The following is a 12475-nucleotide window of genomic DNA, read 5'->3' as shown; positions in this document are numbered from 1 at the left end:
CAGTCATCACATGCTAACAGCGACCAAAACAACTATTATCACACAATGATATGGGGTAGACAGCAATGGCCGACAGCAATACGAACCGGAGAAACTTCGTTAAAGCAGCTGGTGTCGCAGGAATTGCTGGCCTCGCCGGCTGTTCGGGCGGCTCTAATTCGGACGATGGAAACCTGATTTGGACGACGACGTCCGAAGGCAGCGGTGGATATCAGGGTGCAACGGGAATGGCTGCCGTTGTAAACGAGAACAGCGACGACGTTTACATGGAGGCCCGGACGAGCGATGGAACGGACGCGAATATCGGACGGCTACAGCGCGAGGAAGCGCAGGTCGCGTACAACCAGAACTACACCGTACAACGCGTTCATCAGGGAATCGAACCGTTCGATCAGCTCTCGTTCAATATCAATCAACTCCTGCACTTCCTCGATACCGACTGGGTTTTCGTGACCGCGAACGAAGATCTGACGTCACTCGCCGATATCCAGTCAGACACGCGCGTCTCGCCGACCCAAGAAGGTGCCGGAACTGCACCCTATCTGGAGTTGGGTCTCGACTATGCGGTCGACGACTACGACCGAGTCAGCGTCGCCTACACCCAACAGTCCGGCCCGATGCAAGAAGGACGGCTCGACGTCGGTGCCCTTCCGATCATTAACGGTAACATCGAGGCGTCGTACGTCGAAGAACAGAAGAGTAGCGTCGATCTCCGCGTGCTGGAGTGGCCGGACGACGCTGTGAGCGAACTCGAAGACGACTCGTTGCTCGAGGTCTCCCAACTGGATATGACCGGCTTCGAGGGCTACGCACACACCCCGGACGAGGTGACCACGCTCCGACTCTCGTATAACTGGGTCGTCCGTAATGACATCGATTACGACACGCTTACGGAAGCACTGACAATCCTCTACGAGAACCGCGAGGCACTGGCGGAGTACCACGACCTTCTGGCGTTCATGCAGGAGCCAGAGTACTGGGTCGAGAGCTCGTACCAAGATGTCCCGTTCCATCCCGCTGCCGCCGATCTATACGAGGAATGGGGCATCTGGAGCGATGAGTTCGTACGCGGAGAGGAGTAAGGAGAGCGACGACTGCCGTCCTCAAGATAACAATGATGAATGCTTCCCCTGATACGAAGACGGACCGGTTTCTAAGCTCCGCTATCTACGGTATCGGCGTGCTGCTCACGCTATTCACGATCTACTACGCGTACGAATACCCGATGTCGAGACTCAGATACTCGAATATATTCCTCGGGACGGGACTGACCCTGTTTTACCTCCTACAGATCAGGTCGACCGTCTCGAACGAAACGGGGTCTTCGGCGCGATCGACTGACGACGGAGAGACGCAGTCGTGGGTCACCGTTCCGTCGTCCGTCCGTTCGCTCGTCCAACGACTGAACCCGTTCGTCTATGGGTTGTTAGCCCTCGCATCCGTATTCGCAGCGGGATACGTCGAATTCCACTTCACTCGACTGCAGGAGGAGGCATCGATCCTCGGCTGGACGCAACTGGATCTGATCGTCGGCGGGTTGATAATCTATCTCGTGATCGACGCGACGTGGCGGGCGTACGGAAAATCGATCGGGTTGGTCGTGGTGAGTTCGGTGTTCTACGCATTTGCGGGCCCCTGGTTCCCGGGGATATTTAGACACACGGGAATGAGCTGGGAACAGATCAGCCGCGAGGGTGCGATCGGTCTCAGCGGCGCGTACGGCTTTATCTTCGGCGTTGGGACGACCTGGGTCGCGATTTTCATCATGTTCGCCGGTATGGCGAAAGCCTACGGCCTGATGGACTTCATCACGCAGATCAGCCGTGAAGTACGGAAAGTGTTCCACAGTGGCGTCGTTCACGTTGCCGTGCTCGGAAGTATGGCCATGGGCTCGATCACCGGGAGCGCGGCCGCGAATACGGCAACGACCGGAAGCTTCACGATTCCGATGATGAAAGACCAGGGCGTCCGGCCGGACTATGCGGCCGCGATCGAGAGCGTTGCATCCAGCGGCGGCCAGATGATGCCGCCGGTGATGGGCGTCGCGGCCTTCCTGATGGCCGATATTCTCGGGGTTTCCTACCTCACTGTCATCCAAGCGGGACTGATTCCGGCGCTTCTCTTTTACTTCAGCGTCCTCGTCGCGGTGCACCTCGTTATACTCCGGTTCGGATGGACGGTACCCGAACGGGGAACGTTCGACAGAAGTGTGATCGCCGAGGGGATCCACTTTAGCGTCCCGCTCTTCGTCCTCATATACACGCTCGTCGTACTAGAGCTCACCCCGCTGGGAGCGGGTCTGTATACGATCATCTCGCTGGTCGTCACGATGTACCTCCGGAACTTCGTCGTCGACGGTCTCGAGTCGGGAACGGCCGTCGCCACGACGAAACAGACGATAGATGGCTTCAGACAGGGGGCAGTAGATATGGCCCCGCTCGTCGGGATGCTCGCATCGCTCGGCGTCGTCCTCGGCCTGGTCAATCAGACGGGGCTCAGTCAGAAGATCAGTACGCAGATGCTCGATCTCGCCGCTGGGATTTTCATCTTGCTCCTCGTTCTCTCGATGGTAACGAGCGTTCTATTCGGACTCGGGATGCCAACGCCCGCAGCGTATATTCTCGTCGTCATCCTCGTGGCACCATCGATGGTCAGCTTCGGCGTCGACCAGCTTACGGCCCATATGTTCGTCTTCTACTTCGCGATGCTTTCTGCGATCACGCCGCCCGTTGCCGTCGCCGTGGCGATCGGGTCGCAGATATCGGGCGCTAGCTTTACGGCAGCGTGTAAACAGGCGCTCCGTATCGGTGCACCCGGGTTCGTCATTCCCTACTCGTTCATCGCGAACCAGTCGCTTATTTCCTGGTCGTTCCCGGAGACGATCGTTGCCGTTGTCTTCGTCTTTACTGGCGTCGTCGCACTCTCGGTCGCCACGATCGGCTACGACGGGGGCGAACGGATCGGCCTTCCGCGACGAGCGATCTATCTCGTCCTCTCTGCCCTCGCAATCGCGGGTCCGCTCGTGGTTCAGATCGCAGCAACAGCGGGTATCCTCTCCCTGTTAGCGGTGGCAAACAGCGCCGTCTCCAGTTCGGCCCAGAGAGTGTTGGCAGAGTAACATCCCGACTATGGATCGTTCGCTGTGTTCACAATCATCATCTATTTTGAGTGATTCAGGGATGCAACGCGATTCCATACGACTACCGCCAGTAAGCGGCCCTGCACCCAACTCGACAGTGTCCCGATATAGTAGCCACTGAACGTCACTGTAACCGATAGTAGCCACTGAAAATCATTGCACACCTGATCGAACGACAGCTGTCCGATCAGTATGTAACTCGTTTCAGTGGCTACTATAGTCCGACGAGAATTCAGTCCGACCTTTTTCCACTCGAGTTCGCTTCGTCTTCGCACGGTATCGCTGCGCGAACGGTCCGTGGAACCGGGGTCCCGCGCTACTTACCCTCGGAGAAAAATCGCGACCAAAAACACCGGATGAACGGAGTTTTTCCGAGCCCTCGTCCACTTCGTTCACGAGGAAGACCGCTCACTGCCGTTCGAAAGACGCTTCGCGTCTTTCGTCATCAAGCGAACGCTTCGCGTTCGCGGACATCGCGAATCTTCGATTCGCTCAGTCACGAGAGAGCGACGCTCTCTCGAACCACGTTCGCTCGCGGGACGACCGCTCAGCCTTCGAACTCGTCGATGAGTTCGGGGACGACGTGCGACCACCTTTTTCCGTTCGGGTCGCTCACGCTGTTCGCGACCACTCGCGCAAAAAATCGACTCGAATCGACCGTGACGCCTGCTCAGCCTTCGAACTCGTCGATGAGTTCAGGGACGACATCGAAGAGGTCGTCGACGATCGCGTAGTCGGCGATGTCCATGATCGGCGCGTTGGGGTCCGTGTTGATCGCGACGATCGTATCGGAGCCCTTCATGCCGGCGACGTGCTGGACTGCGCCGGAGATACCGATGGCGATGTAGACGTCGGGCGTGACGACCTTTCCGGACTGACCGACCTGCCGGTTCTTGGGCAGCCAGCCGTTGTCGACGATCGGTCGGGACGAGGACAGCGTCGCACCGAGCGCGTCCGCCAGATCACGGATCAGGTCGAGGTTCTCCTCTTCTTCGATCCCGCGGCCGATCGAGACGAGGAGTTCGGCCTCGCTGATGTCGACGTCGCCGCCGCCGACCTCTTCGAAGCCGCTGACCGTCGAGCCGATGGCGTCCTCGTCGATGTCGGCGTCGAAGGCCTCGATCGAGGCGTCGCCGGTGCCTTCGGCCTGGGGCCATTCGGCACTTCGGATCGTGACGACCGCCTCGCCCTCGAGTTCGTTGGTCGTCTCGACCTTCCCACCGTACATCTCGCGGGTGGCGACGAGCGTTTCGCCGTCAGTCTCGAGGTCGATCGTGTCGGTGACGACGGGGAGATCGAGCTGGTTCGCGACGGCGGGGGCGTAGTCGAGCCCGTTGACGCTGTTGGGCGTCAGGACGTACTGCGGGGCGAGGTCGTCGTAGAGCTGCGTGATCGCCTGCGTGTAGACGTCGTGGTTGAACTCCTCGCCGTGGGAGACGGTGTGGATAGCGTCGACGCCGTCGCGATTGAGTTTGTCGGCGAAGTCGTCGACGGTGCCGCTGATGACCGCGAGGTGGAGGTCGCCGCCGGTTTCGTCGGCGAGTTCGCGCCCGGCGGTGATAATCTCGTAGCTGACGTCGCGCAGGTCGCCGCGGCGGTGGTCGGTGACCGCGAGGACGTCCGTCATTGTGCCACCCCCTTGTCGCGGAGCAGTTCTCCCAGCTCAGACGCCGTTTCGTCGGCGCTGCCCTCCCAGAACGTCGCGTCGCTCTCGCTTTCGGGCTCGTACATGGCCGTCAGGTCGAGTTCGGATTCGATAGTGCTCTCGTCGACGCCGATATCGGCGAGGGCCTTGACGTCGAGTTCTTTCCGCTGTGCCTGCCGAATACCGCGGAGACTGGCGTAGCGAGGCTCGTTGATCCCCGTCTGGATCGTCAACACGGCCGGGAGCTCGAGTTCGGTGAACTCCTCGACGCCGCCCTCGAGTTCGCGTCGCACGGAGGCGACGCCCTCCTCGAGGTCGTGTTCGAGGTGGTTGACGACGGCGCCCCACTGGAAGCCGAGGTTCTCGGCCACGGAAACGCCGGTCGCGGCGAAGCTGTCGTCGCCGGCCTGGACGCCCGAGAGGACGAGGTCGGGATCTTCCGCTTCGATGACGGCGCTGAGGATCTCCGTCTTGGCGTTGACGTCGAGCAGGTCGACGCCCTCGAGGGAGTCATCCCAGACGCGGACGGCGCGGTCGGCGCCCTTTGCGAGGGCCTGTCGGATGGTCTGTTCGCACTCTTCCGGACCGATGGTGACGGTGACGACTTCGTCGGCGATACCGTCTTCCTGGAGCTGGACGGCCTCTTCGATCGCGTAGTCGTCCCACTCATTGAGATCGGCACCGAGGTACTGGTCGGCAATTTCGGTTCCCTCGATTTCGAACTCGTCTTCGACGGTCGCTACCTCTTTGACCGTAACGAGAATCTTCATCGTGAGATTCATCGGAGTTCGATCGTAAAAAGATTCTTATCTCGAAGGCCCGCCCGTCGGAATCGCCGGCAGGCAGCGTGGTTTAAATCTGGACGAGCAGTGGGAAGTGAGAGTAACAATGAAGTGATCGGCGATGCTACTAAATAGCATGAGTGAGAATGTCACTGTACGACGAATCGACGACGTTCCGTCGGATTCTCGGGTGTGTCATTACGACGAACTCGGCGAGCGAGCGAAAGAGGCGTTCCCGTCCCTTCTTGAACCCGGTAGCAGCACCGTGGAGATTCGTATCGCAGACGGACTTCGCAATTGCGACTGCGTGAAATACACGAGTTACTACGAGATTGTGAGCGAATAACCGTACGACGGTCGACGAACGGGTCGATCCATCAGTCACACCGTAATCCCTATTACGGTATGTGCTATCACTACAAACGACCATGACTGAAGCCGTGATTGTCGACGCCGTCAGGACACCGTTTGGAAAACGTGACGGATCGTTTCGGGACACGCACCCGCAGGACCTCGCGGCAGCCCCGCTGAAAGCGCTGCAAGCGCGTAACGGCTTCGATCCAACGACGATAGAGGATGTCATGTTCGGCTGCGTCAAGCCGGTGTTCGAACAGGGATCGAACATCGGACGTATCGCACCCATGGTCGCCGGGTGGGGCGATACCGTTCCGGGCTTCCAACTGGATCGAATGTGTGGTTCCGGACAACAGGCGCTCAATCTGGCCGCAGCGAACGTCCGCGCCGACTTTCACGACGTCGTCGTCGCCGGCGGCATCGAACACATGACGCGGGTCCCGATGTCCAGTAACCGGAGCGGAAAGACGGCCGAGCCCGACATGACTGACACCTACTTCGATCACTACGACGAGCTGGTCCATCAGGGCGAAAGCGCGGAACGAGTCGCTGAGAAGTGGGATTTCGATCGGCGGGAGTTAGACGAAATCGCCGTCGATTCACACCGCCGCTGGAAGCGAGCGAAGGACGAGGGACGGTTCGACAGTCAGCTCGTCCCCGTCGAGACCGAAGTCGACGGCGAAGGAATCGTCGTCGAGGAGGACGAACACCCTCGGCCAGACACGGATCTCGAGACGCTCGCGAATCTGCCGTCGGCGTTTCGCGACGAGGGCGACGGCGTCATCCACGCGGGGAATTCCTCCGGAATCGTCGACGGTGCGAGTGCGCTTCTCGTAGCGAGCGAGGAGGCCGCCGACGAACACGGGTGGGAGCCGATGGCTCGCGTCGTTCAGACCGAAGTCGTCGGCGTCGATCCGGTACTGATGCTGACGGGCCCCATTCCCGCGACCGAGCAAGTTCTCGAGAAGGCGGACATGGAGCCCGGTGATATCGATCTGTTCGAGGTCAACGAGGCGTTCGCGTCGGTCGTCGCCGCGTGGCTCAACGAAACGGGGATCTCGTGGGAGGACACCAACGTCAACGGCGGAGCGATCGCCCACGGTCATCCGCTCGGGGCGACGGGCAGCGCGCTCGTTACGAAACTCGTCCACGAACTCGAGCGAACCGGCCAAGACACTGCGCTATCAACGATGTGCATCGGGTTCGGTCAGGCCGTCGCGACGATCGTCGAACGCGTGTAGGACACGGTACTCGACCGGCGCTGACTTCGTCGTGTGCTCGGCGATGGGTGACGACTCGGTGGAAGAATGGAACCTGTACTCTGAAACTGCACTCCGTTACGGAATAGCGACTCGACGATTCGGATCGTACTGGAGTTACATATCAACGCCGTACTGTTTCGCAATCGTGTTGAGCTGAATCTCGTCGGTTCCTTCGACGATGCGCTGTGTCCGTGCGTAGTGCAAGCGGTCCATGAATTCGTTCTCCTCGGAAAGGCCGTTCGCACCGTGGATCTGGACGACGTCGTCGGCGATCTCCCAGAACGTGTTCGTCGCGAACCACTTGAGAATCGACGATTCGGCGATAACGTCGTCGCCCTGATCGAGCGACCACGCGCATCGAAGGCCGACCGTATCGGCCGCGAACGCGTTCGCTCGACCGCGTGCGATCTTGTGAGCGATCGACTGAAACTGACCGATCGAGTTCCCGAACGCCTCCCGATCGTTCGCGTATTCGGTCGCACGATCGAGTAACCATTCGGCGTTACCGACCGCTCGCGCTCCGATTTCGACCCGCCCCAGTCCGAGGAACGACATCGCATCGTAGAACGCGTTGTCGACCTCCCCGAGGATTCGGTCCTCCGAGAGGCGGACGTCGTTGAAGTGGACCTCTGCTTGCATTCCTTCGCGACCGACGGCGTTGTTGAACGAACCGATCTCGTACTCGTCCTCCTCGACGATGAAGCAGGTGATGCCGCCGTAGCGGCCGGCTTCCTCCTGCGACGTGGTCCGTGCAAACACCTGGATGAAATCCGCGTACGGCGCGTTCGTGATCCATTGTTTGGTGCCGTTGAGCACCCACTCATCGCCGTCCTTCTCGGCGCGAGTAGCCATGTTCGGCGAGTCGGATCCGACGCCGGGTTCGGTTTGGCCGAAAGCGGTCGTTTTCTCCGCACGCATGGTCGGCTCGAGGTATTTCTCCCGCTGTTCGCCGTCCGCTTGCGCGAGCAGCGGTTTGGGACCTGACGGGCCGGCGAGTACGTGCTCGGCGAGGGGGACGCCCGTCGCTGAGAGTTGCTTGTTCGCCAGATACCAGGTCACCGCCGAAACGTCGTCGCCACCGGCGTCGGCGGGCATGTTCATCGCGTAAAACCCGGCCTCCGCACTTTGCTTCCTGATCTGATCGATCGCCTCGAGTACGTCGTCGACGATTTTCCCGTTCGCTTCGTGACCCAATCGCGGGTTCGTAAGCTCCGTCTCGATTTCGTTTACGATCGGCTCGACCTCCCGTTCGACGAACTCATCGAGGCTCTGGAGAATAAGCTCTGTCTCCTCGTCGAGATTGAAGGACACACCTGTGCTCGCAGCCGATTTCTGTGTCATGTCGCACGATCCGTTTCGCTTGCATATAAACCCGTTTCTCTCCCGTCAGACGAGGGAATCGTCCCTCTATAGTATTCCGCGCAGATCCGACTGTCGACGGAGGCTGTCGTGGAACTGCTGACTACCCTTCGCGAGTATTTCAATAGCACGCCGCAGTGAGAATAACAACCTAAGTTCGTTATTTTGTTCGATATCCTGTGAGATTCGCGTGTATTATCAGGCCAGTAGTTGAGTATAACAGGTCGATATTCCCGTCGAAAGCTCCGTGAAATACTACCAAGTGATAGTCGTGAAAAGACGATGGTACCCGCAAAATACCTCGCTATCACGATCGCGATCTTCCCCTGATCGCTCCCTCGAGGCGTTCCTCACGTAACCGGTATGTTTATGACCCAGTACTATCTTTCTATCGTATGCCGAATATGAGTGATAAGTTAGCACGTCGATCGTTCCTACAAACGGCAGCCGCAGCAGGGGTTCTTGGAGTCACCGGTTGTTTAGGTGGCGAGAGTACAGGGGAAGGGAACACGATCTGGACAACGATGGCGTCGGAGAGCTCGTCGTATGCGTCCGTTCAGGGCATTGCGTCACTCGTCAATGAGGAGTCGGACGAGGTGCAAATGGAGGCAAAGCCCAGCAAAGGAACTGGCGCAAACATCGGTCGTCTTCAGCGAGACGAAGCTCACGTCGCGTACACGCAGAGCTTTGACGCTGTTCGAGTAACGGAGGGGATGGAACCCTATGATAACCTGAGTTTCGAGTTGAACGAGGTCATCCACTGGATGTCTTCCCCGTTCCTTTTCGTGACGCCACACGACTGGGATTCGATCAGTGATATCGGATCGGATAGTCGTGTCTCTCCCGCTGAAGAGGGTGCCGGGACGAGAGACATGTTGGAAAAGGCACTGGGATACGTCGTTGACGACTACGATGCAACGAGCGTGCGATTCACTCAGCAGGCCGGCCCCTTCCAGGAAGGGACGCTCGATGTGGGTATCGTTCCGCTGATGAATGGCGCGATCGAAGGTTCGTACGTCGAAGAACAGAAGAGCACGGTCGACCTCAGTGTGTTGAAGTGGCCGGATAACGCCGTCTCTGAGATGGAATCGGATCCGCTCATTTCGATGGTCGAAGTGGATATGACTCAGTTTGAGGGCTATGCTAATGTCCCAGAGGATCAACTGATGGTGCCAACTGCAAATTTCAACTTCGTTACTCGTAACGATGTGGGGTACGACGCTATTTACGAAACACTCAGTGTTATGTACGAGAACCGAGAATCACTGAGTGACTACCATAATATACTCTCCTTCCACGAGGATCCAACCCATTGGGTAGAGAACTCCTATGAAACCGTCCCGTTCCATCCGGCGGCCGCCGATTTCTACGAGGAGAACGACATGTGGGACCTCGCAAAAGGCGGTCGAGCCGACGAATAACTGAGCGAAGCGATTACACACTAATCACATATGTCCGTATCCAGCCGATCAGCACATGCACTGTCGCTCCTCCGAGGCGTAATATTTGCATCCGGAGTCGCACTAACGGTAGCCACACTCTACTTCGCATACGCGTTACCGATGAGTCGACTTCGGTTCTCGAATCTGTTCCTCGGGATGGGTCTCTTCCTCTTCTACATGCGAGAGATCGAGGAGGCGATCGACGATAGCGGGGAAACTGTAGCCGATCCTTCTGGGAAGGGGGGAAAACGCGTTTTGACCGATGAAATCGACGTAGTCAGTAGCCGACTGCAGCGATGGTTTGACCGGAGTAGTACGATCTGGAGAAGAAACGTTCGTCCCGTAATTACTCGAGCCAACCCAGTTGTTTGTCTCCTGCTCGCGATTGTTGCAGTGGGTGCGACCGCCTACGTCGAACACAACTTCGATCGATTGTTGAGCGACGCACCGATCATGGGCTGGTCACAGACGGACCTCCTTATCGGAGTCGTTATTATCCTTCTCGCGGTAGATGCAACGTATCGCGCGTACGGAAAGGCGATTGCAGCCGTCGTTGCGGGATCGTTATTGTACGCGACAACGATGATCGGGCCCCTTCTCCCAGGAGTATTCGGTCACAGCGGCCTTGGATGGGAGCAGATCAGCCGTAACGGTGCGATTGGATTATCCGGTGTCTATGGGTTTATCCTCACTGTCGGCTCGACGTGGGTCGCGATTTTCATTATGTTCGCCGGGATCGCAAAGGTGTACGGACTGATGGATTTCATTATCGACGCCTCACAGGAAACCCAGAAATCACTCAAAAGTGGCGTTGTCCATATCGCCGTCGTGGGGAGCATGGTGATGGGGTCGATCACGGGTAGTGCCGCGGCCAACACTGCGACGACGGGCAGCTTTACCATCCCGATGATGAAAGACCAGGGGATCAGGAAAGACTTCGCTGCCGCGATCGAGAGCGTCGCATCGACCGGTGGACAGATGCTTCCGCCAGTGATGGGAGTCGCAGCGTTTCTCATGGCGGACATGCTCGGCATATCATACGTTCGCGTGATTCAGGCTGGAATTCTCCCTGCAGCGTTGTTCTACTTCAGCGTCTTCATCGCTGTCCATCTAGTGTTACTCAAATACGGATGGACGGTCCCCAACACCGGAAAATTCGACAAGAGTGTCCTCCTGTCCGGTATTCACTTTCTGGTTCCGCTGACTGTGCTCGCGTATACGCTCGCCGTCATGCGTCTCACGCCGCTCGGAGCCGGGCTATACTCCACGATCGCATTAATCGGAACCGTCTATGTGAGAAACTTCATGACTGACGGGCTATCGCTATCCGTCGCTGCTGAAACGACGAAACAAACGATACACGGTTTCAGACAGGGGGGCGTCGACGTAGCCCCGTTAGTCGGCGTGTTGGCATCTCTCGGAATCGTGCTCAGCATGGTAACCCAGACGGGGCTCACGCAGAAGATCAGCGCCCAGATGGTCGGTCTCGCTGGTGGCATCTTCGTATTCCTTCTGCTCATCGCTGCGATTACCAGCATCATGTTCGGGCTGGGAATGCCCACACCGGCCGCCTATATTCTGGTCGTCATTCTCGTCGCGCCAGCGATGGTCGGCTTCGGCGTGAGAGAAATCACGGCGCATATGTTCGTCTTTTACTTCGCGATGCTTTCGGCGATCACACCCCCCGTGGCAATCGCAGTTGCGATCGGATCGAAGATCGCCGATGCGTCTTTCCTCACCTCGAGCAAACAGGCGCTCCGGATCGGTGCACCCGGATTCGTCATTCCGTTTGCGTTCGTGACGAACGACAGCCTCCTCTACTGGTCGTTCCCCGAAACGATCGTCGCTGCCTGCCTCGTTTTCGTGAGTATAGCGTCTCTCACGGTCGCAACGACCGGATTCAATGGACAGCGTACGATCTCCCTCCCGCACCGGGGACTCTACCTGGCCCTTTCCGGGGTCGGAATGTGGGGTCCATTGGTGATTCAGGGCGCTGCAGTAGTTGGTATTATCTGTCTCCTCGCGTTCGAAAATAAGCGCGTTGAAATCGCCCGACTGGGCTCGAAGCTGGGAAATTAACGGGGAGTATTTCCGACCGCGTTACTGGTTCGAGACGGTACAGGACGATTTCCGAATCCCCATTGGATACTGTTCGGTACGATGCCATCGTTCGGCGAGAGGTAACCCGTCCACCTCGTTCGGACAGGATTCATTCACACCCGAACCGGCGGTCGAACGGTCTATAGCGGTTCGCGAACACCATATTCGCATCTCCAAAAAAGACTTCCACCCCTCACGTGAACGTTCCCGGAGCAGTCCCTCACGTTCGTCGCAGACGACCGCACAATGTCTCGGCCGAGTAATGTTCCGGCGAGTATTCCTCGTCGACGACCACGCAGAACGTCCCATACCCGTTCAGGGAGTCGAACGTCATCCATCGCCTTTCCGTGATAGTGTGTAATTCGTTTCAGTGACTACTATAGAGTCGGAAA

The 12475-nt window shown here is 58.2% G+C and carries 9 protein-coding genes; 6 read left to right on the top strand and 3 right to left on the bottom strand.

Annotation, left to right across the window (positions count from 1 at the left end; translation table 11 throughout):
- Positions 1–65: 65 nt before the first annotated feature.
- A complete protein-coding gene (locus CP556_RS17615; RefSeq protein WP_098726794.1) occupies positions 66–1082 on the top strand; it encodes a substrate-binding domain-containing protein in 1017 nt (338 codons plus the stop codon).
- A gap of 32 nt (positions 1083–1114) precedes the next feature.
- Positions 1115–3118 (top strand): TRAP transporter permease, encoded by a 2004-nt coding sequence (locus CP556_RS17610; RefSeq protein ID WP_098726793.1) that lies wholly within the window; start codon positions 1115–1117, stop codon positions 3116–3118.
- Between the two features lie 691 nt (positions 3119–3809).
- Here CP556_RS17610 and CP556_RS17605 read toward each other — a convergent pair.
- Both CP556_RS17605 and CP556_RS17600 read right to left on the bottom strand, forming a co-directional pair.
- A complete protein-coding gene (locus tag CP556_RS17605; protein WP_098725395.1) occupies positions 3810–4766 on the bottom strand; it encodes an electron transfer flavoprotein subunit alpha/FixB family protein in 957 nt (318 codons plus the stop codon).
- Positions 4763–5554 (bottom strand): electron transfer flavoprotein subunit beta/FixA family protein, encoded by a 792-nt coding sequence (locus tag CP556_RS17600; RefSeq protein WP_098727466.1) that lies wholly within the window; start codon positions 5552–5554, stop codon positions 4763–4765. Before CP556_RS17600 ends, CP556_RS17605 begins: the two co-directional genes overlap by 4 nt.
- A gap of 133 nt (positions 5555–5687) precedes the next feature.
- Between CP556_RS17600 and CP556_RS27575 the strand changes: the two genes are divergently transcribed.
- Both CP556_RS27575 and CP556_RS17590 read left to right on the top strand, forming a co-directional pair.
- Positions 5688–5912, top strand: coding sequence for a DUF7979 domain-containing protein (locus CP556_RS27575; protein ID WP_486187776.1), 225 nt, complete (start codon positions 5688–5690; stop codon positions 5910–5912).
- Positions 5913–5994: 82 nt separating this feature from the next.
- A complete protein-coding gene (locus CP556_RS17590; RefSeq protein WP_098726791.1) occupies positions 5995–7161 on the top strand; it encodes a thiolase family protein in 1167 nt (388 codons plus the stop codon).
- 135 nt (positions 7162–7296) lie between these two features.
- Here the strand turns inward: CP556_RS17590 and CP556_RS17585 are convergent, their stop codons facing one another.
- Positions 7297–8523 carry an acyl-CoA dehydrogenase family protein gene (locus tag CP556_RS17585; protein ID WP_098726790.1) on the bottom strand — a complete coding sequence of 409 codons (1227 nt, stop codon included), beginning with the start codon at positions 8521–8523 and terminating at the stop codon, positions 7297–7299.
- A gap of 413 nt (positions 8524–8936) precedes the next feature.
- Here CP556_RS17585 and CP556_RS17580 point away from each other — a divergent pair, with 413 nt between their 5' ends.
- Together CP556_RS17580 and CP556_RS17575 are read left to right on the top strand one after the other, a co-directional pair.
- A complete protein-coding gene (locus CP556_RS17580) occupies positions 8937–9962 on the top strand; it encodes a TAXI family TRAP transporter solute-binding subunit (RefSeq protein ID WP_098726789.1) in 1026 nt (341 codons plus the stop codon).
- A 198-nt stretch (positions 9963–10160) separates the two neighbouring features.
- Positions 10161–12062, top strand: a complete 1902-nt coding sequence (locus CP556_RS17575; RefSeq protein ID WP_255291497.1) for a TRAP transporter permease — start codon at positions 10161–10163, stop codon at positions 12060–12062.
- Positions 12063–12475 lie beyond the last annotated feature (413 nt).

It is taken from the genome of Natrinema sp. CBA1119 (assembly GCF_002572525.1).
In the GTDB taxonomy this organism is placed as follows: Archaea; Halobacteriota; Halobacteria; order Halobacteriales; family Natrialbaceae; genus Natrinema.
The sequence above is the reverse complement of the archived record's forward strand: the minus strand, read 5'-3'. Positions and strand labels throughout refer to the sequence as shown.